The following is a 22,025-nucleotide window of genomic DNA, read 5'->3' as shown; positions in this document are numbered from 1 at the left end:
TTTCATCATGGCAATGAACCGAATAACAGACAATTTTTCCGTTGCGTTACTGCTGAGCGCGATTTTGGTTAACCTGGTTTTTGGCGGGGCGGTTGCCGCACGCGCCGAGACGGCAGGGTTGGACCGCTATTTTGAAGAGCTTGCCGACCCAGACTATGACGGATGGAGCCGGGCGGAATCGGATATTCGCCGGGCCTGGTCACGCTCTGGCTCTGCGGCGATGGATTTGCTGCTGCAACGTGGGCAAGATGCGCTGGATGCAGGAGATATTCCGGCAGCCATTGAACATTTGACCGCCCTGACCGATCACGCGCCCGATTTTGCGGAGGGTTGGAATGCGCGCGCATCAGCCTATTTCATGGCGGGGATGTATGGTCCGTCGATGGTGGATGTGGCACATGTGCTTCAGTTGGAACCCCGGCATTGGGGCGCGTTGGCGGGCTTGGGCATGATTTTTGAAGAAATGGGCGATGAGCCGCGCGCGCGTGAGGCATATGAACGCTCTTTTGCCTTGAACCCACATCAGCAGGATGTGAAAGACGCGTTGGGCAGGTTGCAAAGGGCGCTCGCAGGGACGGCCCTTTAGGGGACGGCGAGCCAGGAGAGACATGTCTGGGCGGATCACAGCGGTTCTAGGGCCGACGAATACTGGAAAAACGCATTACGCGATTGAGCGAATGCTGGCGCATCGAACGGGCGTTATCGGGTTGCCGCTGCGGTTGCTTGCGCGAGAGGTCTATGACCGGATCGTCAAGCTGCGCGGCCCGTCCTATGTGGCGCTGGTGACGGGCGAAGAACGCATCGTGCCAGACCGGACGCAATATTGGGTTTGCACCACCGAGGCAATGCCAGAGGGGATCGGCGCGGATTTCGTCGCGCTTGATGAAATTCAGCTGTGCGGCGATCCAGAGCGCGGCCATGTCTTCACCGATCGGTTGCTGAATGTGCGCGGCCTGCATGAGACGCTTTTTCTAGGCTCTTCCACAATGAAATCCGCGATCAATGCGCTGGTGGACAGGGTGCAATTCACCCGACGTGAGCGGTTCTCGGAGCTTAAATATATCGGATCGAAAAAGACCAGCCGGATGCCGCCACGCTCTGCCATCGTTGGATTTTCGGTCGATAATGTGTATGCAATTGCAGAGCTGTTGAAGCGGCAAAAGGGTGGCTGTGCGGTGGTGATGGGCGCCCTCAGCCCGCGCACACGAAATGCGCAGGTTGAGATGTATCAAAACGGTGAGGTCGATTATCTGGTGGCCACCGATGCAATCGGCATGGGGCTGAATTTGGACATCGAACATGTCGCTTTTTCTGCGACATCGAAATTCGACGGGCGTCGGATGCGGCCACTGTTCGCGCATGAGTTGGCACAAATCGCCGGGCGCGCCGGGCGATACACAACAAATGGGACATTCGGTGTCACTGGTGAAGCAAGCCCATTGGATGACGGGTTGGTTGAGGCGATTGAAAACCATCGCTTTGCGCCGTTGAAGAAGCTGCAGTGGCGTAATTCCAGATTGGAATTTGGCACGGTGGATCGGTTGATCCAGACATTGGAAATGCCGCCGCAAGATTCCAATTTGACCAAGGGCCGTGAGGCAGATGACCTGCGCGCCCTGCGGACGCTTTCGCAACTGCCAGAGATCATTGACCGGCTGAACAGCCCGAAAGATGTGCGGCTTTTGTGGGATGTGTGTCGTATCCCCGATTTCCGCTCGATTTCCGAGATGGAACATGCGACGCTTTTGGCGCGGATTTTCGGCTTCTTGCAAAGTGGCAAAGGCGTCTCTGGTGATTGGTTGGCCCAACAGATACATCGGATCGATCGGGTTCAGGGGGACATCGATACACTTAGCCGCCGATTGGCATTTATCCGCACATGGACCTATGTGGCTCAGCGCAAAGGCTGGGTTGATGACGAAAAGCATTGGCGCGGGGAAACCCGCGCGGTAGAAGACCGCTTGTCAGATGCGCTTCACGGCGCGCTGACCCAACGATTTGTGGACCGGCGCACGTCTGTGTTGCTGCGCCGGCTCAAGCAGAAGGAGACCCTCGTGGCCGAGGTGAACGATAAGGGCGAAGTGACGGTAGAAGGCGAATTTGCCGGCCGTTTGGATGGATTCCGCTTTCAGCAGGATGGCACTTCCAGCCCGGACGAGGCAAAGATGCTGGCCCGTGCTGGCTACGAGGCGTTGAAGCCGGAGTTTAGTCTCCGCGCCGACCGTTTCTATAATGCCCCCGATACCGAGATGGATTTCACCGAGCAAGGTGGTCTGATGTGGGGCAATACGGCTGTCGGAAAGCTGGTCAAAGGCGATGATCCGCTGAAACCCGGCGTGGATGCATTCGTGGATGAAGAAGCGGGCGCGGATGTGGCCGAAAAGGTTACGCGCCGCTTGCAGCATTTCATTGACCGCAAGGTGAATGCACAATTTGAGCCGCTGCTGGCAATGAGCCGTGATGAGACCGTGGGCGGGCTGGCGCGGGGGTTTGCCTTCCGTCTGGTCGAAAATATGGGGATCATTCCGCGTGAAACCGTCGCCGCCGAGGTCAAAGAGCTTGATCAAGAAGCGCGTGGTCAGCTGCGCAAACATGGTGTGCGATTTGGTCAATATACGATTTTTCAATCGCAGCTTCTGAAACCCGCGCCGACCCGTTTGCGTCTGGTTTTGGCGTCGCTGTGGGATGGTTTGTCGGAATTCCCAGAAAGCCCACCCCCGGGATTGGTAACGATCCCTAATGTGGACGGTGTTGAACGTGATGCCTATATTCGTTCGGGCTATCGCCCTGCGGGCACGCGCGCGATTCGTATCGACATGCTGGAACGTTTGGCCGATCTGCTGCGCAGCCATGACAGTCGTGCAGGTTTTGAAGCCAATCCGGACATGTTGTCGATCACCGGTATGACGCTCGACCAATTCTCGGATCTGATGGAAGGTCTGGGATATAAGGCCGAGAAAGGCGAACGCGAAAAGGTCAAAGCTGCGCCCGAAGCGCCTGCCGCGCCAGAGACAGATGCCGCAGCACCAGAGACTGCGCAAAATCCGATCACCGAAGAAGAAAGCCCGGTGGCAGAGGCGCAAGCCCAAGCCGAGGCAGAAGCGCCTGAGGTCGAAACTTTCTATACATTCACGTGGGCCCCACGCCCACGCGGTGGCAACCGTGGTCCGCGCCGTGAGGGTGCAGGCAATGATCGTCGTGAAGGTGGCAATGATCGCGAACGCTCCGGTGGGGGTGGTAAGCCCAACTTTAAGGGCAATAAGGGCGGTCCGAAAGGTAAGGGCGGTCCGAAGGGCAAAGGCGGGGCAAAAGGTGGCCAACGCTTTGAGGCGCGTCCACCACGCAAAGACAAGCCAATTGATCCCGACAACCCCTTCGCAATTCTGGCTCAGCTGAAAGACAAAAAGTAAGCCGGAATGGCAGCAGACGACCGTATCCGTATCGATAAATGGCTGTGGCAGGCGCGGTTCTATAAGACCCGTGTCCTGTCCAGTCAGATGGTGCAGGGCGGAAAGCTGCGTGTGAATGGACAAAAAATGCTCAAGCCCGGCCGTGCGGTCGGGCCGGGCGATGCTTTGACGTTCAAGGTGCACGATCAGATTCGGACATTGCGGATCGTCGAATGTGGCACCCGGCGCGGCCCGGCCACCGAAGCGCAAACCCTATATGAATGGATCGACGGAATTGGATCCGAAACATCTGTTCCATAAGACGGTGCCGCGCTGGATCAAACATATTGGGCCGCGACCAGATTGTCGCATCGCGATCTTTGTGAACGTGAGCATCTTGAATGATCCGGCCTAGGTCGTTACCTATCGCCAAAATCCTTGAAATAGCGGATTCACGCCCATGACCTATGTCGTCACCGACAATTGCATCGCTTGCAAATACACTGACTGTGTCGAAGTCTGCCCCGTTGATTGTTTCTACGAGGGTGAGAACACCCTTGTGATCCATCCTGACGAATGCATCGATTGCGGTGTTTGCGAGCCTGAATGCCCCGCAGATGCAATCCGCCCGGATACGGAGCCGGGGATGGATGAATGGGTTGAGTTTAACCGGAAATATTCCGAAGCTTGGCCTGTGATCACCCAGAAGAAAGATCCAATGCCAGGTGCAGAAGATCGCGACGGTGAAACTGGCAAGCTAGAGAAATATTTCTCGGAAAAGCCAGGCGAGGGCGACGAATAATTCCGCATCGCGCGGATATTCTAACCGGTGGGCCGATTCGGCCAATATGAAGCGTCCCCACGATCTGTTGATCACCGACGATTAGGGTTAACCTATTGAAGTGTAACACTTCGCTAGTCTTGCCGCGCTGTGCGGCTTTGATTCGGGCGAATTCTGTGTTATATTCCCTTCATAACGGATCTTAGTCCCAATTTTTGCAGGCGATACTTGCAAGATCTCTGTCGTAAGAAATGGCATCCTATCGGCGCTTTTGGCGCCGTGGGTGCCTTTTGCACTGAACCGGGGTGGGGCGTTAGATTGGCTGCAAGGAAACGACTGAATGACCAAAAAGAAAAGTGACTTCCGCCCTAATGATTTCGTTGTTTATCCCGCACATGGTGTTGGCAAAATCGTTTCGATTGAAGAACAAGAAATCGCCGGGTTGAGCCTGGAACTCTTCGTTATCTCCTTTGAAAAAGACAAGATGACCCTGCGCGTTCCGACGCATAAGGCGACCGAATCGGGCCTACGTGGTTTGTCATCGCCCGACATGGTGTCACGCGCACTGGATACGCTGAAGGGCAAGGCCAAGGTCAAGCGGGCCATGTGGTCACGTCGTGCACAGGAATATGAACAGAAAATCAACTCGGGTGATTTGCTGTCCATCGCTGAAGTCGTGCGCGATTTGCACCGCGCTGATGATCAGCGGGAGCAATCCTATTCCGAACGCCAGTTGTATGAAGCGGCGCTGGAACGGCTGACCCGTGAAGTGGCTGCGGTTGCGGGCACGGATGAAGATGGCGCCTCCAAGCAAATCGGTGCTGTTTTGGTCGGGCGTGCTGCCGCGTAATCGCGATTAGTTCCCTCTTCAATAAACGTCTAAAAACCCGCGTTAAGCGGGTTTTTTATTGTGCTTATGCTGGGCTTAGCCCTTGTCGACCACCGCCGAGACATCGGCTGTGGAATTGGGGTCTTCTGGCTGATCGGTCTCTGCGTCGCTTTTACGTGCGAAACGCTCAGTGATTGCGGCTTCCAGCCCGGCGTTCAGCTCTCGGGTGCGTTTGATATAGGCCGGGTTTTGATCAACCGGAACACCGGGTTTCCAGACCTGTGCCAAATCGCGCACCATCTTCCGATCCAGCTTGAAGAAGATCTTCTCCAATTCTGCCGCCTCGTATTCCGATAGGCCTGCGTTTTCCAACACATAGCGTCCGGCGCGCAGGCTGCTGTCGAACATTTCCCGTACGATGTCATTCGCACCGGCGCGATACAGCTCATAGACATGTACGCGGTCGCGCGCCCGGGCGATGATGTGCAGGTCAGGGCGTTGGCTGCGGGCATAGGCGACCAGTTTGGTGGCCATTCCCGGGTCATCTAAGGACACGACCAAGACCTGTGCTTTGCCAATCCCCGCGGCGGCCAGAAGGTCAGGCCGCGTCGGATCACCGAAATACCCTTTGTAGCCAAAGGTCCGCATCACCTGGATTGTTTTCAGGTCATTGTCGATGACAGTGGTACGAAAGCCAGACATCGTCACAAGACGGTTCACCACCTGTCCAAACCGCCCAACGCCGGCGATAATGATTGGCTGCTGTTCATCAATATGGTCTTCTTCGGCGGGATCTTCCTTTGCTTGGCGCTGTGCTAGCCAACCGTGCAAAATGAACAACAGCGGGGTCAGCAGCATGGAAAGAGCGATGACCAACAAAATTTTCTCGGCCAAGGCAGCCGGGAAAATCCGCTGACTGATTGCAAAGGACACCAGCACAAAACCGAATTCGCCGGCCTGTGCCAATCCCAGGGTGAACAGCCATTTATGCGAGCCGCGAATTTTAAACAGCTTTGCCAGACCAAATAAAATCGCAGATTTCAGTGCAACCATACCCAGCACAAGGCCGGTGATGGTGAATGGTGCTGCCAAGAAGACGCCAAAGTTGATCCCGGCCCCGACGGTGATAAAGAACAGGCCCATCAGCAGGCCTTTGAACGGCTCCAGGCTGGCTTCCAGCTCATGACGGAATTCGCTATCAGCCAAAACCACCCCTGCCAGAAATGTCCCTAATGCGGGGGACAGGCCGACCATATTCATCAAGGATGCGATCCCAACAACGATCAACAGCGCGGCTGCGGTGTTGACCTCGCGCAGTTTTGCGCCGTTGATGAACCGAAACAGCGGGCGCACCAGATAGTGCCCGGCCAAGACGACAAAGACCACGGCACCCAGCGTCATGACGGTCACACCCCAAGCGGGGAGGTGGTCGATAAACTCTGTCATCGGGTTATGCGCCCCGGCTTCCGCCTTGGCCAAAGCGCGCGCACCCGGCAGTGCCAGCAGCGGAATGATGGCCAACATCGGGATTACCGCGATATCCTGTGTCAACAGCACGGCGAATGTGGACCGCCCACCAGCGGTCTGCATCAGGCGCTTTTCATTCAGTGTTTGAAGTACAATCGCCGTAGAGCTGAGTGAAAAGATCATCCCAAGCGCCAAGGCAATTTGGATCGGCTGACCAAAGATAAGTGCAAGCGCTGTCACCGCAGAGAGTGTCAGCAGCACCTGTAATCCTCCCAGCCCCAACAGCTTATCGCGCATTGCCCATAATGCGCGTGGTTCCAGCTCTAGCCCGATCAGGAATAGCATCATCACCACGCCAAACTCTGCGAAATGCTGGATGCTGCTCATCTCAGACCCGGACCAGCCCAGAAGCGGGCCAATCAGAACACCCGCAACCAAATAGCCCAAGACAGAGCCCAAACCGGCACGGCTTGCCAATGGAACCGCCACCACAAGGGCAAAGAGATACAAGGTCGCCTGAAGTAGAAATGATTCCATTGGTTGTTTTTTGACTTTTTGTTGGGGCGGCCTGTTTTAGGGCGACCGACATGACACCCTGCACCGCGCGCGGATCTGCTTGGCTGCAGTGTTGATCTTAGAAGTGTTGCGCCATCTCCGACAAGACACGAAACCGCGCCCTGTCTCAGTCTTTCAACAGCGCCAATGTGTGATCGCGCGATCCTTTGCGATACGTCAGCGATGATGCGCCAATCGCCACCACTTGGCCGCCATCGAACCGGTCGCCGATCGCCACTTTTACGAACCGTCCTGTGGGCATGCGGATCAAGGCGCGGCGACTTTTTGATGCGCCATACACCCCGATCAGGTTCACCTTCCCCAGTTTCAGCGCATTATCCTCGGTGGCGCTGCGCGACACAGAGGCAGAGCTGGGCAGGCTGGGCGCATTGCGTGAAGTCGTGCGTGGAACAGCAGCGGCGGCGGAGGCAGTGCGTGCTTTCGCAGCCTCTTCCGCGGCGCGTTTTGCAACGGCCTGTGCTGCAGCGCGCTCTTGGGCTGCGGCGCTTGCGGCCAAAGCTTCGCGCACCGCTGCGTCAAAATTGCGCGGCCGGTTCATCGGGCGGCGCGATACGGTCACGGCCAGGTCCGACGCGCTTGAGAACGGGTCGGCGGCTTCTGCGGCCGCCTGCGCGGCCTCGGCTGCGGCCTGCGCGATCTCTGCGGCCTGGGCCTCTGCGCGTTCTTGGGCGCGGTCTATAATGACAGGCGGGCGTGCACGCGGACCGATCGCTGCAAGGCGCAGCTGCTCTGGCGAGGTCACCTCGGCAGGTGCTGCATCGTCTCGCGGCGGCTCTGGTTCAGCACGGGCATCTGTTGCGATCAGGTTCGATGCCGCCGCCAAGATGGTTTCTGGGCGCTGTTTCGGGCGGTAGCCTGCCAAGGCGTTGTCCTGGTGCAGCGGATTGGGTGCTGCGGGTTCTAATGCTGCGCCGTCTTCCTCTGCTTCTGGTTGCGCAGTGGAGGCTGGTGCTGTGACTTGTCCCGGCGCGGCAGAGTCGGCTTGCGCGGCGTTGGTGATCGCAGCTGGCCGCGCTTTGGGGCGTAAACCGGCCAATGCCGGATCGGCATAGGGTATCGTTGGATCTGTAAGCGCGGCTTTGGCGGTCACCTCTGGCGGGCGGGCGCGGGGTAATACATCGGGCTGCCCGGCGAACAGCATGTAATTCCCAGGCATCAAAACGCCTTGTTCGGTCGCAACCACCTGGCCATCGGCATCCAAGCGCGCCAATTGATCATAGGGCGGCGCAGGCGCTGGGATAGTGGGTTGGGCATCTTGTGCGATGGCATCGGCCAATGGTAGCGCGGCAGCCGACGCTGGTGTTTGCTCTGCTGCAACGGGTGCAAGCGCTGCGGTGTCTGGCTGAGACGGCGCAGCGGGCACGGCAGTCTGCGTTTGCGCCGCCTGCGACCCGGTCAGGGCTGCGGGTTGCGCCGGTTTTGGTAAGGGTTTGACAGCGGCTGTGGGCGCCGGTGCTGGTGTTGGGGCAGGCGGTGTTGTGTTTGCCGGTGTCGGTTCCGACACGGGCACCTGCGCAACAGGTTGTGATGTCTGATCCGTCCCGGTGCTCGCGACAACCTGCTCTGGCGTGTCATTTGAAAATAAGACAGCGGTTAGGCCAAGCGCAACAACCAGCGCGCCGATCAAGGTAACGCCCATATAGCGCGGCTTGCCGCCCACAGATGTGACAGGCGCAGCGGTGGTGTTCGTCTTACCTTTAGATAAGGTTTGTGCGGTTGCTGGTTTTGCGCCTGCGCCAATCGCGGTGACTTTGATCGCCGCTGGCGTGGTGGTTGATTTTTCTGCCGGTTTTGCTGTGTTTTTGGGTGTGAAGCTTGGCGGGACACGCTGCGAGATGGCGGCGGGCTTGGCTGGTTTCTTGGCGTTGATCTGGCGGGCTAGGGCACGGCTGGCCGTTGAGCTTAGCGAGATGGCGCGCTGCAGCCCTTTTTCGGCGGTTTTGCGCGCGCGGTCCATTGCAGCGCCGTGCGCTGGCGCGTCGATGCTGGGTGCTGTGACGCCGGCCTGACCGGAGGCGATACGCTCTGCCTTTGGCGACATCGGCGTCTTGCTGTCTTTCGCGGCCTCTGGCGCTTTGGCAGAGCCAAGCTTGGCCCCATTGCCTTTGACCTTTACCGTTAATGCGGGGCCTTTACGCGGGGCAGAGGGTGGCGCGGTTGTAGCCGCCGCCGCTAGGGGCGCTGTCATGGCGTTTTGATGCGGCTCGGCGATACCGGCGGATACGGGCTCTGGTGATTGCGCGAATAAATCTTGCTGGGCCGCCGTGGTCAGGGCGTCAATATCGTCATTGGACAAGCGGGAGGCGGGCTGGGACAGTTCCGGTAGGTCTTCGGGATAAATCTCATCCGAAAGATCCAGCGGTTCCTCGTCGTCGGACGTGCTGAGATCGACATCGAAGTCATCTGCCTGGGTCCAGTCAAGTGGGGCATCTGCCTCTGGCTGACCTTCGTGCTGTGCTGAGAGTTTGGGGCTGGCGGTTTCGATCGAAGCAGCCGTGCCTTCGGACGTCTGCGCGGCGGGCGTAACCTGTGGCGTGTCGTGCCATGTGGTCGCGGCCATGTCGTCAATCACGTCTTCGTCGGAATCGCCCAGAACTTCCCAATCCGGGCGGGTCGAAAAAGGCTCTTCCCGGGGGGTGATTTCGGTGAAATCCGATACGGGCTCTTGCGAATCATCGGCAGTGATGACCGTTGCCTCAGCCTCAGCCTCAGCCTCAGCCTCAGCCTCAGCCTCAGCCTCAGCCTCAGCCTCAGCCTCAGCCTCAGCCTCAGCCTCAGCCTCAGCCTCAGCCTCAGCCTCAGCCTCAGCCTCAGCCTCAGCCTCAGCCTCAGCCTCAGCCTCAGCCTCAGCCTCAGCCTCAGCATAGGCTGCCTCGAAGGATGGGCTGTCTGCAGTTGGTTCTGGATCGGGCGTTACGGCCTGCTCCGATGTGGCGGTAACCAGCGGATCTGCGACCACGTCAGCTTCTTCAGGGTCTTCGGCGGGTGCAGGGGCGGATAGTGGCGATACGGCGGCCGAGGTGTCTTCGACGGCCGGGGTATCATCAATCACCACTTTGTCAGCTGGTGCGCCTTGTGCGACGGGCAGCTCAGGCTCAGGCTCAGGCTCAGGCTCAGGCTCAGGCTCAGGCGCTGTTGGCGCGGTGGCTTTTTCGCGGAAGATGTCCTCTGGCTCAGCCTCGTCCAAAACTGAGGGGGCGGAAATGGGTGCAGCGCCGGCCGCGTCTTGTGCGATTTCGGTCGCAGCATCGGTGATCACGATTGCAATGACGTCGCGGTCCAGGCGCTCGCCTGCGGGCAAATATTGACTGGCATAGGTAGACAGACCGAACCAGGGCTCACCTGCAAATTGCCCGGGGGCCGGGATCGCCACGAATGAGACCGGACGGAATCCATAGCTTTCTGCGAAATCTTCCGCCTCGGTCAGGGTGTCGCGCGCAATCACCGCAACCTGCACCAGGTCGCCTTTGCCAGACCAGTCATAGACAAGATCATCGACATTATACGGCGTCATCCCATCCAGCGCAGCCTCGATCTGGCTGCGGCGCTCCGCATCAGAGGGGCCGGGCGCATCCACATCGGTATACAGGATCTGCGACGGCGGGATGACCAGCTTTGTCACAAAGTCACCGCCGGCACGGGCCTGCAATTCCCGACGCAGCACCGCAAGCTCGGCGTCCATATCCGGTGCGCCCAGCATCACAGCCGAAGAGGATGTCCACCCGTCATCCACGCGTTCCAAAACGCTGATGTCGTGATTGGAGAGGTTTAAGGCAAAACGAGGTTTCATGACAAAGGCTCTGGCGCAGCGTGTCGGGGCCTATAAGGGCCGGTCAAATTTTATCCTTGGTAACGCAGAATGGGCCTCAAGAAAACCCGAGAACCACGAGATATAGCGTTTTATCATTGATCTCGGCACTGTTTTGCCCATCTGAAGGCGCACAGCCTGGGATCGTATCTTGCCGCAAGGGCAATTTGGGCTGTTCCGGCGCAGATTTGCGCTGCGCCGGGGCTGCTCAGCGCATCCACAACCCTTCGCGTTTGATGGTGTTGCGGATGACTTTCTCGCGTTTGGGCATGTCGTCGCGGTCGAAAAGGGCGCGAATGCGGGCACCTTTGCCTTGAATCACCAGCTTTTTGATCGGCTCATATTGTTTGAGAACCTTTTTTACCTTGTTGGGCTGAGCGATGTTTTCGATCATCTGGACAGCCGCATCGGGCTCTTTGGCATATAGCAGGGGCAGGGCGCGATAGTGGCAGCTGACAGTGCCATCCAACCCATCGAGGTCAGGCCCGGGACGGCCGCCGCCATAAGACGCAATGACCAAGGGCAGGGCGATCTGATCCAGCCAAGGGTCAAGGCTTTGGCATGCCAGCTCATCAGGGGTTTCATCGCGAATGGAGCGCGCAAATTCCAAAAACCGCGAGCCGAATTCTTGTGCATTGGCACCAAAGAACCACCCGGCGTTGAAATACATATAACGCTCCCAATATTCATCGGGCTTGCTTCGATCCAGGGTAGATTCAAATTCCAATCCGAAACGATCATAGAGGCATTTCCAGATCTCGGTATAGCCGGGGCCATATAGTGGGGGCTCTGGCCACGTGCCTTCGCGCCGCATCGAGGCGGAGGGGTGATCAAAGTTCAGATCCACGTCACTGAGCGGACCGGTGAACACCGTATCTGTGTCGAAAAAGATAAACGGCTCTGGCGGCAATGCCGTCAAAGCTTCGATTTTATTGCCATATGGGTAGTCATGACCAAAGACTTGATTTTCAAAGGGGAGGATTTCAGCCCCGTCTTGGATCAGTAGGGCGCGCACCGGGTCCGAGATGCGGGTCGTCGCGCCGTTCCAACGTGGGCCGCCGGGCTCTGCGACGATCAGGCGGCCAGAAAAATCAGGGTTCATCTGCCGAAATGAGCGGACAAACAGGAGTGATTCGTATTCCAATCGTCCCGCTTGTGCCACGCAGACGACATTAAACAGTTGCCGTAACGGAAATTTAGGCGACATTGTAATATCCAATCGTAAGCTCAGGCACAGTATAGTCGGAAAACGATTTAGCAAAACCCGTTGTGGAGGGGAATTTTATGATACCTGTTTGGTTCTTGGCAGCTGCGGGGTTGCTGCTGCAAGCCACACAGAGTGTCGCGTCAGATTTCACCTCTGTGGAGGAAGTGCGACCTATTTTGGCGGCGACCCACGGATCATGGGTGTCGATTCATGAAGCCGATGGTCAGGATTTGGTCTATTTCACCCAGATCCTAAGTTGGCGCTGCCCGATCGCCGTGTTGAGATATGGCTTGAACGGGGCTGATCCAATGACCGAATTTCCGATGGAACCATGCCATTTCGATTATTCAACACCCTCCGTGCAATTCGGAGATGATATTTTTATCCGCCAGCCCGGTGGCAGTGTCCAGTCGATACATATTGTCATTGAATATCATGATGGGTCGCAAGATGAGGCTGTTTTGCAGCGGGGCGCGATCCTGTCGAAATAAAAAATTCCCAGCATCAAAATATAGAATACTTTATCTTTTGATGGGGTTTTTACAGCGCCTACAACTACCCAAAGTGGGGTAGTGGTGGGTGACCCTGGAATCGAACCAGGCGTGGGTCTCCCCGGCGGAGTTACAGTCCGCTGCCGCACCTTGCAGCACGTCACCCGACGCTGTGTGGCGGGGGAATACCCAAGCCAACCGTGGGCGTCAACAGGAAATTTCGGTTTTTTGACGACAATGATCGTCAGGCTTGCCAAATCCTGCGCGGACGCGCAGGAAGGGGCGGGCCGATAGAACGGACCGGCAAGGGGAATATGATGAAAAAGCCGACTTGGGTAATTGATAAAGAACGGGCGAAACGCGCGGCGGCGGCGGAAACCGTCTGGCTGTTTGGCCTGCATGCGGTGCGTGATGCGTTGTCAAACCCAGACCGGACCCGGCTGCGTCTTGTGGTGACGAAGAACGCGGCGGATAAGCTGGCCGAAGCTATTGCTGTGTCTGGGCTGGAGCCAGAGGTGGTGGATCCGCGTAAATTTGATAAATATGTGCCATTGCCCGCTGAAAGCGTGCATCAAGGCGCCGCGCTTGAGGTGAAAGCGCTGGATTGGGGCACGATTGACGCGTTGTGTGATCCCAAACATGACAACCCTGTCGTCGTCTTGCTGGACCGTGTGACAGACCCCCATAATGTGGGAGCGATTTTGCGTTCGGCAGAGGTTTTCGGTGCGCGGGCAGTGATTGCGCCGCATCGCCATTCTGCGCCTGAAACGGGGGCTTTGGCGAAAACCGCCTCTGGCGCATTGGAGCGCCAACCCTATCTGCGTGTGCGCAACCTGGGCGATGCCATGGAAGAGCTGCGTAAGATGAATTATCAGCTGATCGGTCTGGCCGGCGAGTCTGATGTGGAATTGGCGCAGGGGCTTGCGTCAGCTGCAACATTGCCTGTGGCACTTGTTTTGGGCGCTGAGGGGCCGGGACTGCGTGAACGGACCCGGGAGCTGTGTGATACGGTGGTGAAAATCCCGTTCACGGGCGAGTTCGGCTCGCTTAATGTATCGAACGCTGCGGCTGTGTCGTTATATGCTGCCAGCAAGCGTTGATCTTCACATGAGCGCGAGATCGGGGCCTTGGTCTTTAACTTTGGAAAAAGCTTCCTAAGTTTAAGATCAAGAGACGCAGAGTTGGAACCTCTGTGTTTTCGTTCACTGTCCCTCGTTCCACACTTCTGCGCCCGGCCATTTGGTCTGGGCGCATTTTTCTGTGTTGGTGGATGATCTTGTGATGGATGATGAACGCGACAGGCTGAAGGAGGCGAATATGCGTGATGATGACCTGCGTGCAATATTTGAACGTGTGAAAACGGTTGCGGTTGTGGGGTATTCGGCCAATCCTGAACGCCCATCGCATCAGGTGGCGGAATTTTTGCATAGCAAAGGGTATCGGGTGATCCCGATCAATCCAGGGCTGGCTGGACAATATGCATTGGGTGAAGAAATCTTTCCGGGTTTGGCGGCCATTCCAGCCGATATTACTATAGATATGGTGGATGTGTTTCGCCAATCGGATGCGGTGCCGGATTTAGTGGAGGATGTGCTGAAAATTATGCCAAAGCTGGATGTGCTTTGGCTGCAGTTGGGTGTGTCGCATCCTATTGCACAGCGCCGCGCTGCCGAGGCTGGCAATACAGTTGTGGCCAGTCGTTGCCCAAAAATAGAGTATCCACGGGTGATATAACCGGGTGGAGGGGCGCTGCCCCTCTGGCGCCTGATGGCACCATTCACCCTGGGATATTTCAAGCAAGATGAAGCTGTTCGCCCTTGATGGTTTGAACTGCTTCCAGGATGGCTTGTGAAATGAAATCCAGGTCGGGCTGCGTCAACCGTGCGGGGAGGCGGGTGTCACAAGCGCGCATCAGCATCGCCCGGGTCCGTGGTAGATCGGGTTGTTTGGGAAGAAATTGCCAGTTCCAGAAGGCGCGCGCATTGTCTTGAGAGAGGCCGAAAACACAGATATTGACCCCGTTGGCCTTACATTCTGCCTGCAGTTTCTGCACTTGGCTGTCCGTCCATTCCCCTTTGAGGTTGAATTGTAAGGAATCGGGTGCGCGCAGTTCTGCGGGCAAGGGGGCTGGCACAGTAATATAGTCGCTACTGTTAAGTTGGTTTGCGACATAATCGTGATTGCGTCGACCGTTTTCGACGCGCCGATCCAGCTGTGACAATTGCGGGCGGATGACGGCGGCGGATAGGTTTTGCATGCGGCAATTGTAGAGCGGCAATTTATTTTGCCACTCCAGCACGCTGCCTTCCAGTCCGGGATGTTTTCTCCAATTATGTTCATAAGCGCCGGACATAATGATGGTGCGCGCGGCAAGATCGGCGTCATTGGTGATCAAGATGCCACCTTCGCCAGCATTGAGCATTTTATAGCTTTGGAAACTGAAACAGCCGATCGTGCCCAATGTACCAATTTTTTTGCCGTTCCATAGCGTGCCCAAGCTATGTGCGGCATCCTCTACAACGGGAATGTTTCTTTCATGCGCGACGGCAAGAATAGCGTCCATATCGGAGGTATGGCCGCGCATATGGCTGATAAGAATCGCGCCAGTTTGATCGTCGATTTTGTGATGAAGGTCTTCGATATCAATGCGGTAGTCGTCTTTGACCTCTACCAGGACCGGTGTGCAATCTGCGTGAAGTATGGCGGAGGGAACGGCGGCAAAGGTGAAGGCGGGCACGAGCACATTTGCGCCGCGCGGTAGGTTCAGCGCCTTGAGCGACAAGAACAACGCTTGCGAGCAGCTTGACACAGCCACGGCGAAACGCTGCCCCATGAGTGCTGCGAACTCTGCCTCAAGAAGGGAGACGGGCGCGTTTTCAGAGGTGTAGCGAAACAGGTCGCCGGTTGCGAGTAGACGGTCAATTTCCGCCTTCGCTGCGACAGGGATCGGTTCTGCATCATAACAATTCGGGGCGATCTGCGTATCACGGGGCATCTGGTGATCCCTATCGGTTTTCTGAATGTTATTTTCAGAAAAACTGTAGCTGCCGACAGGGGCACTGGCCAAGTGAAAGTTTTGTGTCCGTCAGATCCCAATCTTATCGCGCAGCGAAAACCATGACATGCCCGCAACCAACAGCGGCCAGCGCAGCGAGGTGCCGCCTGGGAAGGCGGGCATGGGGAGGGCTGACATCACGTCAAACCCATCGTCTGTTGCGCAGATGGATTGCGCCATCAGCTTGCCCGCCAATGTGGCCATGGCGACACCGTGGCCGGAAAAACCGGAGGCAGAAAGGGCATTGGGTGCGGGGCGCGCAAAACATGGCATGCGGTTAACGGTGATTGCCAAAGTGCCGCCCCATGCGTGGGTGAGTTTTACATCCGCAAGCTGCGGATAGATTTGCAACATCGGCTTTCGGACCTTGGCGCGGATATCGTTGGGAAAGCGGTAGCTGACATTTTCACCGCCGCCAAAAATTAACCGCTTATCGTCTGACAAACGCCAGTAGTTGACCACAAATTTTGTATCATGGGCGGCAATCATCTGCGTAAGCACCGTATCGGCGCGATCCCCCAAAGGCTCGGTCGCTACGATGAAATTATTGATCGGCATGACGCGGGCTGCGATTTGTTGGTTTAAATTCCCTAAATACCCATTTGCAGCGAAAATCACATGATCTGCGGTAATCTCGCCCGAGGCGGTCTTGATCGTACTGCGTGCGCCGGCCTGTGCGCCGTGAGAAATATCGGTAGCATAGCTGTTTTCGTGCAAAATAGCGCCGGCCTGTTCGGCCAGACGCGCCAAGCCCAGACACAGGTTTAGCGGATGAACATGCCCTGCACCGTGGTCTATATCCCCGCCGATATAAGCGTCTGACGGGATCAGCGCCTGCAAACCGTTTCGATCCAGCGCCGTGACTTGATCATAGCCGTAATCACGTTCGAGGCGTTCGGCCATCGCATGAGCATGCGCGACCTCGGCGGGTTTGCGCGCGGCATGGGCGATGCCGCGCCACGTTGGGACGCCGGCCTGCTTGGCCAGATCAAAGGTTAAGGATTTCGCCTCTTGGGCCATGTCCCACAGCCTGCGTGCGGTGTCTTTGCCCGTCATGGCCTCCAGCTCGTCTACCTCCAGCCGTTGGCCAGACCCGATCTGGCCGCCATTGCGACCCGAAGCACCAAAACCGATGCGATGGGCCTCTAGCACGCGCACACGGCGGCCTGCCCGTGCCAAATGAAGCGCGGCAGACAGGCCGGTATATCCGCCCCCGATGATGCAAACATCAGCGTGACATGTGCCTGATAGGGCAGGGCGGTCGGGCGCTGGGTCACGCGTGTCGGCATAGACGCTGTGGGGATAGTCCCCAGGCGTGTCATTGGCAAAAAGCAGATTTAGCGACATGGCTTAGACATTCAGCAGCAGATGCTCCCGCTCCCACGGGCTGATAACCTGTAAGAACTCTTTGTATTCGTTTCGCTTTACAGCCTCATAGACGGTGCAGAATTCCTCGCCCAGCACATCACGAATGGGATCATTCCCGGCCAGAACATCCAGCGCGTCGCCAAGGTTCGCAGGCAGCTCGTCCGTGCCGGTATAGGCGTCGCCCAAATATTCGGGCCGTGGGCCTTGTTGCTCTTTCAGGCCCAGATAGGCGCAGGCCAATGTGGCGGCCAAACCCAAATAGGGGTTGGTATCCATTCCCGCCAGGCGATTTTCAATTCGCCGTGCTTCGGGGCCAGAGATTGGCACACGCAGCCCCGTTGTGCGGTTGTCACGCCCCCACTCAAGGTTAATTGGCGCGGCAAAATCCGGGATGTAGCGCCGATAGCTGTTCACGTAGGGAGCCAGTAAAGCAATGACCGAGGGTAAATGCCGCTGCAATCCGCCAATGCAATGCAAGAACATATCCGTTTCATTGCCCTGCGCGTCCGAGAAAATATTATTCCCCTGCGCATCGACCACAGATTGGTGGATATGCATCGCGGAGCCCGGCTCGCCCTCAATCGGTTTTGCCATAAAGGTGGCAAAGCAATCATGGCGCAAAGCCGCCTCGCGAATCATGCGTTTGAAGAAGAAGATCTGATCCGCGAGGTTGATTGGATCACCATGGGCCAAATTGATCTCAATTTGTCCGGCGCCGCCCTCTTGCAAGATCCCGTCAATTTCAAAGCCCTGAAGTTCTGCATAGTCATAAATATCGTCGATCACTTTGCCATATTCATCAATGGCTGACATCGAATAGGCCTGTTTCGCTGCGGCACGCCGGCCAGACCGTCCCATTGGTGGAATAATCGGCTGGTTTGGATCGGTATTTCGCGCGACCAGAAAGAACTCCATTTCGGGGGCGACGATTGGGGTCCAACCTTCGGCCTTATAGAGATCCACGACGCGTTTAAGAACATTTCGCGGCGCCAAAGACACCGGATTTCCGGCCTGATCTTGTACATCATGGATCACTTGCAGCGTCCAATCCGCCGTCCAGGGCGCGGCGGTGGCGGTCGAATAATCGGGCACCAAAATCATGTCAGGTTCCGTGAACGCCCCCATCGGGTTGTCCGTCCATTCCCCCGTGATGGTTTGCAAGAAGATCGAATTTGGTAGGTAGAAATGCTTCTGATGCGCGAATTTTGATGCCGGCATGGCCTTGCCACGCGCAACCCCCGCCAGATCCGCCACAATGCATTCCACCTCATCCAAACGACGGCCTTCAACATAGGCTTGTGCGGCTTCTGGGCATTGAGTGATCCAGTCAGTCATAAAGTCGGCTCTCCTGCGGTCGGCGTTTGTTTGAATGTGCGGGCGATACGGTCGGCCAAGGTCTGGCTTCCCTTAGGGCGGGACAGGCCCAGCTTGGCTGCCTCCAACACGGGTTGGGGCACAATGCCAGGGCCGCGTTTTTCGACCATGTCAGCAATAAATGCATCATTGAATTCCGGATGCGGCTGGATGGTAAATACTTTATCGCCCATGACCATGGCGGCATTGGCGCAAAACGCATTATGGCCGATGGCTTTAAAGCCGTCCGGCAGGCGCGTTACCTGATCCTGATGCCACGCGTTCAGTGTCACTTGTGCGCCGTCGATGATATAGTCTTGCGCACCGACTGCCCAGCCGCCGGACCATTTTTCGACATGCCCACCCATCGCCTGCGCGATGATTTGATGGCCGAAACATACGCCGACCAGCGGGCGATCAGCCGCGATAATCTGACGGATAAAGGTTTCAAGCGGCGGAATGAATGCGTGGTCTTCATAGGCCCCGTGTTTTGATCCGGTGATCAACCAGCCGTCGCAGTCGGTCGAGCTATTGGGGAAATCCATCGCCTCATCCAGATCATAGACGCGATAGGTGAAATCATTCCCTGCCAAAAGGGTCTGGAACATGTCGTGATATTGGCCATAGGCGGGACGTAGCGCGTCGGCCATAGGGCCTGCCTTGAGGATTCCGATAAGCATCTGAAGGGGATCCGTTTATGTTGCAGGCTAACCGTATCTGCGCATCCGCGCCGCGACAAGGGGGCTGATACGGTTACGGCTGCCAGCGCGCCAAAGCACGCTTCAGGTATGATCGGGCGCATATCGATGTTTGAAATATGGAAAGATCTACATGCATGCCCTGTTGGACATCAAAGGCTGTCGTTGTGCGACATAATTGCCGGCAGATCACCTGTGCCGCGCGGCAGGGATAATCAGCGTGGGATACGGGCGATTGCAGAGGGTTTGAACAGCCATCCGAATGCCATTTGTGATGGCTTACGTTCTGCTAAGGGTGAACAATTGGCCGCGGGGCCGGGTTGGAACCCTGCGACATGTGAAGCCCCTCATCCGCCAAGCCACGGACCTGACCGATAGAAGCGCTTAATGTCGTGACCTTAGGCACGTAGCGCCCCACTGGGGGCCGTTTTCCATGGCGGCATGATGGTCGGCGCCCCAAAGTAATATCCCTGCATGCAATCGACGCCCATTTCTGTCAAAAACGCGGCATCATCGCCATTTTCTACGAACTCCGCGACGGTGAACATCTCAAAATGTCGTGCAACTGACAGCAAGGCCTGTGCTAGCACCTGATTGTCAGGGTTGTCTGCAATACCACGGATGAATTGGCCGTCAATTTTGAGAATGTCGAAGTAGAACTCTCTTAAGTACCGGAAAGACGTGTATCCGGCGCCGAAATCGTCTAGCGCGAAGGCAACACCGCGTGCTTGTAAATCCTGCATGAAAACGCAGACCAGTTCTGGCATTTGCATTGCTGATGTTTCGGTGATTTCCAAAATCAGCCGTTCTGCCGCTGTCTCATCCACGGCCAGACCCTTGTTTAGGGTTTTCATCCAGTCGGGATAGCCGATTGAACGCGCGGACATGTTGATTGCTAGCCGCAGATCGGGATCTTGCGATAGGGCCAAAAGCCCCATCTCAATTGACAGGCAGTCCAGCTTTCGACCCAGCTCGGTGGTTTCCACAGTTTCCACAAAATCTTTCGCGGGGATCACGCGGCCTGTGTCGTCTAACACACGAATAAGGCCTTCATAAAATGCAACCCGGTCTGGCCGCGACGTTTGCACGACTGGCTGGAAGGCCAAAACCACATCGTGCCGCTCAACAGCCCGTCGCACCATTGCAATCGTCTCACGGTCGCGTTGCGCCACCGCAAAACTTAATGGGCTCGTTAATTCGGCGTCGATAGAAGGGATGGATGTCGAATCGCGCTGCGACATGGGGTTCTCCGTTGTTCTTGAACCGAGATTTACTTAAGAAGGCTAAGATCCGGTAAAGGCAGAAGAATTGATTTTGCCATGGTTAATTTTTTGTAACTTTTTCGAGTGCCGTTTGCAGCTTTTGGCCGGAACAGTCTTGGCATCCTCCCTTTCGCCTCGGCAGATGATTTTGAATGTCCTAGCGCCAAGTCTAAAAACGAATTCCTATTTGAAATGAGTGTGCTAGCCCAGTTATATGGCCGTTGTGCGCCTGCGTGGTCGTGTGCCGTAGATGTCTTTGCGAATTACCACCCTTGGACTTACACTGCTGACCAAGATCCAAGCCTTGCATCCAAGAGGTGCTTTGCAAGATACGGCGGTCACCAAGCCTTCGGCACGAGGGCCGCTAAGAATCGAGAGCCACAATGTCCCAAACCGACCGTCTGAAAACTGATTGTTCGCAATGTGCGGCCCTGTGCTGTGTCATGCTGGCCTTCGATAAAGGAGAAGATTTCGCATTTGATAAAAACCCATGCGAGCCGTGTAGAAACCTCTCCGGGCACAGTTGCGCAATTCACGATAGCTTGACGCCCAAAGGGTTTCCCGGTTGCGTCGCCTATGATTGCCTGGGCGCAGGCAACCGCGTGACCACGGAGGTCTTCATGGGGCAATCCTGGCGGACGGACCCAAAGCTGATGCGGCCAATGATGGAAGCGTTTTCGGCCATGCGCGAGGTGCATAAGCGCATCGACGTTTTGCGCGCCGCAGAAACTTTCGAACTGAAGACCCAAGATAATCAGACGCGTTTGGATTTTTTAACTCAGCTAGAGCGCCATCGCTGGACGGCATCGGAGCTGAACGAATTTGAAGTTGGGTTGGCGCTGGAAATTGATATTTTCTTTCATACAATTGGGAAATATTTGGCGATCTCGCGCTTCGTCGAACAGTAGACCGACCAAGGTTGTCCTTCGATACAACTGAAGTGTGCCCAGTTATTTGGACAGTTTTTCGGCTCAGCTAAGATGTAATCTGGCTGGTTTCATGCGGCCTTTTGCGTCTGTTCTGTTGTGAAGAATGCGTCGTTGGGTGATCGTTTGTCGAGAGCGGTGTGAGGCCTCTCAATGTTGTAGAAGCTGATCCAATCTTTAATCACGCGTTTGGCTTGGAACCCGTCGTGCAATTCATGCAAGTACACGGCCTCCTGTTTGAGGGACCGCCACAGCCGTTCAATGAAGATATTGTCGAGATAACGGCCACGCCCATCCATCGATATTTTGACTTCAGCCTTAGTCAAAGTGGTGATCCAGGCCGCACCAGTGAACTGCTATCCTTGGACGCCCTTCTAAGAGTCAAGCGGCGATTTGTGTCTGATTGATCTCTGTGTAGCGGCGCATGATGATGCCGAAGACTTCGCGTGCGATGTAACGTTTGAGGCTGCGAATGGCTTCCAGCTTTGAGTTTCCGGCAGCGATCCGTTTGGCAATGTAGGCTTGAGTGCGTGGGTCCAGTCGCAAACGTCCGATGGCGATAATGTGGATCGCACTGTTGGCTGCGCGATCACCGCCTCTGTTCAACCTGTGCCGGACAGTTTTGCCAGAAGACGCTGGCACGGGACTGACGCCGCAAAGGGCGGCAAAGCTGGCTTCGGATTTCAACCGCTCTGGATTGTCGCCAGCCGTCAGCAATAATTGCGCCGCGCTGTTCAGGCCGATCGCGGTCTGTTCGAGCAGCTCAGGAGCAAGGTCCTTGACGATGGCTTCAATCATGTCATCCAGATCGGCGA

The 22,025-nt window shown here is 56.5% G+C and carries 19 protein-coding genes and 1 tRNA gene; 9 read left to right on the top strand and 11 right to left on the bottom strand.

Annotated elements, in window-relative coordinates; all coding sequences use genetic code 11:
* The first annotated feature begins 13 nt into the window (after nucleotides 1–13).
* The 5 genes from BFP70_RS13500 to BFP70_RS13480 all read left to right on the top strand — a co-directional run bounded on the left by BFP70_RS13500 (nucleotide 14) and on the right by BFP70_RS13480 (nucleotide 5,020).
* Nucleotides 14–586, top strand: coding sequence for a tetratricopeptide repeat protein (locus BFP70_RS13500; protein WP_141693207.1), 573 nt, complete (start codon nucleotides 14–16; stop codon nucleotides 584–586).
* 22 nt (nucleotides 587–608) lie between these two features.
* The gene (locus tag BFP70_RS13495; protein ID WP_066012187.1) at nucleotides 609–3,410 is read left to right on the top strand and encodes a helicase-related protein; all 2,802 of its coding nucleotides are present in this window, start codon (nucleotides 609–611) and stop codon (nucleotides 3,408–3,410) included.
* Between the two features lie 6 nt (nucleotides 3,411–3,416).
* On the top strand, nucleotides 3,417–3,710 hold the full coding sequence (locus tag BFP70_RS13490) for an RNA-binding S4 domain-containing protein (protein WP_066012186.1): 294 nt from the start codon (nucleotides 3,417–3,419) through the stop codon (nucleotides 3,708–3,710).
* Nucleotides 3,711–3,849: 139 nt separating this feature from the next.
* Entirely contained in the window at nucleotides 3,850–4,191 is a 342-nt protein-coding gene (gene fdxA, locus BFP70_RS13485) for a ferredoxin FdxA (protein ID WP_066012185.1), read from the top strand.
* Nucleotides 4,192–4,510: 319 nt separating this feature from the next.
* Nucleotides 4,511–5,020, top strand: a complete 510-nt coding sequence (locus BFP70_RS13480) for a CarD family transcriptional regulator (protein ID WP_066012184.1) — start codon at nucleotides 4,511–4,513, stop codon at nucleotides 5,018–5,020.
* Between the two features lie 75 nt (nucleotides 5,021–5,095).
* Here BFP70_RS13480 and BFP70_RS13475 read toward each other — a convergent pair whose 3' ends face one another.
* The 3 genes from BFP70_RS13475 to BFP70_RS13465 all read right to left on the bottom strand — a co-directional run bounded on the left by BFP70_RS13475 (nucleotide 5,096) and on the right by BFP70_RS13465 (nucleotide 12,057).
* Complete coding sequence (locus tag BFP70_RS13475) at nucleotides 5,096–7,003, bottom strand: cation:proton antiporter (protein WP_066012183.1); 1,908 nt, start codon at nucleotides 7,001–7,003, stop codon at nucleotides 5,096–5,098.
* Nucleotides 7,004–7,148: 145 nt separating this feature from the next.
* Nucleotides 7,149–10,832 (bottom strand): hypothetical protein, encoded by a 3,684-nt coding sequence (locus BFP70_RS21090; RefSeq protein ID WP_066012182.1) that lies wholly within the window; start codon nucleotides 10,830–10,832, stop codon nucleotides 7,149–7,151.
* A gap of 226 nt (nucleotides 10,833–11,058) precedes the next feature.
* Nucleotides 11,059–12,057 carry an SMI1/KNR4 family protein gene (locus tag BFP70_RS13465; RefSeq protein WP_066012181.1) on the bottom strand — a complete coding sequence of 333 codons (999 nt, stop codon included), beginning with the start codon at nucleotides 12,055–12,057 and terminating at the stop codon, nucleotides 11,059–11,061.
* Nucleotides 12,058–12,134: 77 nt separating this feature from the next.
* Between BFP70_RS13465 and BFP70_RS13460 the strand changes: the two genes are divergently transcribed.
* Entirely contained in the window at nucleotides 12,135–12,548 is a 414-nt protein-coding gene (locus BFP70_RS13460; RefSeq protein WP_066012180.1) for a hypothetical protein, read from the top strand.
* 82 nt (nucleotides 12,549–12,630) lie between these two features.
* On the opposite strand, the gene BFP70_RS21085 is transcribed toward BFP70_RS13460, so the two are convergent.
* Nucleotides 12,631–12,714: transfer RNA gene (locus BFP70_RS21085), tRNA-Tyr, on the bottom strand.
* A 151-nt stretch (nucleotides 12,715–12,865) separates the two neighbouring features.
* Between BFP70_RS21085 and rlmB the strand changes: the two genes are divergently transcribed.
* Together rlmB and BFP70_RS13450 are read left to right on the top strand one after the other, a co-directional pair.
* Entirely contained in the window at nucleotides 12,866–13,648 is a 783-nt protein-coding gene (rlmB, locus tag BFP70_RS13455; RefSeq protein WP_066012179.1) for a 23S rRNA (guanosine(2251)-2'-O)-methyltransferase RlmB, read from the top strand.
* Nucleotides 13,649–13,865: 217 nt separating this feature from the next.
* Nucleotides 13,866–14,282: a CoA-binding protein gene (locus BFP70_RS13450; RefSeq protein WP_255356709.1), complete on the top strand. Its 417-nt coding sequence runs from the start codon at nucleotides 13,866–13,868 to the stop codon at nucleotides 14,280–14,282.
* Between the two features lie 58 nt (nucleotides 14,283–14,340).
* Here the strand turns inward: BFP70_RS13450 and BFP70_RS13445 are convergent, their stop codons facing one another.
* The 5 genes from BFP70_RS13445 to BFP70_RS13425 all read right to left on the bottom strand — a co-directional run bounded on the left by BFP70_RS13445 (nucleotide 14,341) and on the right by BFP70_RS13425 (nucleotide 20,263).
* Nucleotides 14,341–15,543, bottom strand: coding sequence for a DegT/DnrJ/EryC1/StrS aminotransferase family protein (locus BFP70_RS13445; RefSeq protein ID WP_066012178.1), 1,203 nt, complete (start codon nucleotides 15,541–15,543; stop codon nucleotides 14,341–14,343).
* Nucleotides 15,544–15,633: 90 nt separating this feature from the next.
* Complete coding sequence (locus BFP70_RS13440; RefSeq protein ID WP_066012177.1) at nucleotides 15,634–16,950, bottom strand: FAD-binding oxidoreductase; 1,317 nt, start codon at nucleotides 16,948–16,950, stop codon at nucleotides 15,634–15,636.
* 3 nt (nucleotides 16,951–16,953) lie between these two features.
* Nucleotides 16,954–18,306: a glutamine synthetase family protein gene (locus tag BFP70_RS13435; protein ID WP_066012176.1), complete on the bottom strand. Its 1,353-nt coding sequence runs from the start codon at nucleotides 18,304–18,306 to the stop codon at nucleotides 16,954–16,956.
* Nucleotides 18,303–19,004 (bottom strand): type 1 glutamine amidotransferase, encoded by a 702-nt coding sequence (locus BFP70_RS13430; RefSeq protein ID WP_066012175.1) that lies wholly within the window; start codon nucleotides 19,002–19,004, stop codon nucleotides 18,303–18,305. Before BFP70_RS13430 ends, BFP70_RS13435 begins: the two co-directional genes overlap by 4 nt.
* A gap of 416 nt (nucleotides 19,005–19,420) precedes the next feature.
* Nucleotides 19,421–20,263, bottom strand: a complete 843-nt coding sequence (locus BFP70_RS13425) for an EAL domain-containing protein (RefSeq protein ID WP_066012174.1) — start codon at nucleotides 20,261–20,263, stop codon at nucleotides 19,421–19,423.
* A gap of 641 nt (nucleotides 20,264–20,904) precedes the next feature.
* Here BFP70_RS13425 and BFP70_RS21405 point away from each other — a divergent pair.
* Nucleotides 20,905–21,192, top strand: coding sequence for a hypothetical protein (locus BFP70_RS21405; RefSeq protein ID WP_255356708.1), 288 nt, complete (start codon nucleotides 20,905–20,907; stop codon nucleotides 21,190–21,192).
* A gap of 89 nt (nucleotides 21,193–21,281) precedes the next feature.
* Here BFP70_RS21405 and BFP70_RS13415 read toward each other — a convergent pair whose 3' ends face one another.
* The gene (locus tag BFP70_RS13415) at nucleotides 21,282–21,536 is read right to left on the bottom strand and encodes an integrase core domain-containing protein (protein ID WP_066012172.1); all 255 of its coding nucleotides are present in this window, start codon (nucleotides 21,534–21,536) and stop codon (nucleotides 21,282–21,284) included.
* A 55-nt stretch (nucleotides 21,537–21,591) separates the two neighbouring features.
* The coding region (locus BFP70_RS13410) for a transposase (protein WP_141693190.1) at nucleotides 21,592–22,025 on the bottom strand (434 nt) is incomplete at its 5' end.

The organism is Thioclava sp. SK-1 (assembly GCF_001705665.1).
Taxonomy (GTDB): Bacteria; Pseudomonadota; Alphaproteobacteria; order Rhodobacterales; family Rhodobacteraceae; genus Thioclava.
Note: the sequence above shows the minus strand (reverse complement) of the source record. Positions and strands in the feature narration are given on the sequence as shown.

Excerpts from the sequence above, each read along its gene's own strand:
- BFP70_RS13500 (WP_141693207.1), top strand. The coding sequence starts at position 14 with ATGAACCGAATAACAGACAATTTTTCCGTTGCGTTACTGCTGAGCGCG.
- fdxA (WP_066012185.1), top strand. The coding sequence starts at position 3,850 with ATGACCTATGTCGTCACCGACAATTGCATCGCTTGCAAATACACTGAC.
- BFP70_RS13435 (WP_066012176.1), bottom strand. The coding sequence starts at position 18,306 with ATGACTGACTGGATCACTCAATGCCCAGAAGCCGCACAAGCCTATGTT.
- BFP70_RS13475 (WP_066012183.1), bottom strand. The coding sequence starts at position 7,003 with ATGGAATCATTTCTACTTCAGGCGACCTTGTATCTCTTTGCCCTTGTG.
- BFP70_RS21405 (WP_255356708.1), top strand. The coding sequence starts at position 20,905 with ATGGGGCAATCCTGGCGGACGGACCCAAAGCTGATGCGGCCAATGATG.
- BFP70_RS13480 (WP_066012184.1), top strand. The coding sequence starts at position 4,511 with ATGACCAAAAAGAAAAGTGACTTCCGCCCTAATGATTTCGTTGTTTAT.
- BFP70_RS13450 (WP_255356709.1), top strand. The coding sequence starts at position 13,866 with ATGCGTGATGATGACCTGCGTGCAATATTTGAACGTGTGAAAACGGTT.
- BFP70_RS13425 (WP_066012174.1), bottom strand. The coding sequence starts at position 20,263 with ATGTCGCAGCGCGATTCGACATCCATCCCTTCTATCGACGCCGAATTA.
- BFP70_RS13460 (WP_066012180.1), top strand. The coding sequence starts at position 12,135 with ATGATACCTGTTTGGTTCTTGGCAGCTGCGGGGTTGCTGCTGCAAGCC.
- BFP70_RS21090 (WP_066012182.1), bottom strand. The coding sequence starts at position 10,832 with ATGAAACCTCGTTTTGCCTTAAACCTCTCCAATCACGACATCAGCGTT.
- BFP70_RS13490 (WP_066012186.1), top strand. The coding sequence starts at position 3,417 with ATGGCAGCAGACGACCGTATCCGTATCGATAAATGGCTGTGGCAGGCG.
- BFP70_RS13445 (WP_066012178.1), bottom strand. The coding sequence starts at position 15,543 with ATGCCCCGTGATACGCAGATCGCCCCGAATTGTTATGATGCAGAACCG.
- rlmB (WP_066012179.1), top strand. The coding sequence starts at position 12,866 with ATGAAAAAGCCGACTTGGGTAATTGATAAAGAACGGGCGAAACGCGCG.
- BFP70_RS13430 (WP_066012175.1), bottom strand. The coding sequence starts at position 19,004 with ATGCTTATCGGAATCCTCAAGGCAGGCCCTATGGCCGACGCGCTACGT.
- BFP70_RS13465 (WP_066012181.1), bottom strand. The coding sequence starts at position 12,057 with ATGTCGCCTAAATTTCCGTTACGGCAACTGTTTAATGTCGTCTGCGTG.
- BFP70_RS13495 (WP_066012187.1), top strand. The coding sequence starts at position 609 with ATGTCTGGGCGGATCACAGCGGTTCTAGGGCCGACGAATACTGGAAAA.
- BFP70_RS13440 (WP_066012177.1), bottom strand. The coding sequence starts at position 16,950 with ATGTCGCTAAATCTGCTTTTTGCCAATGACACGCCTGGGGACTATCCC.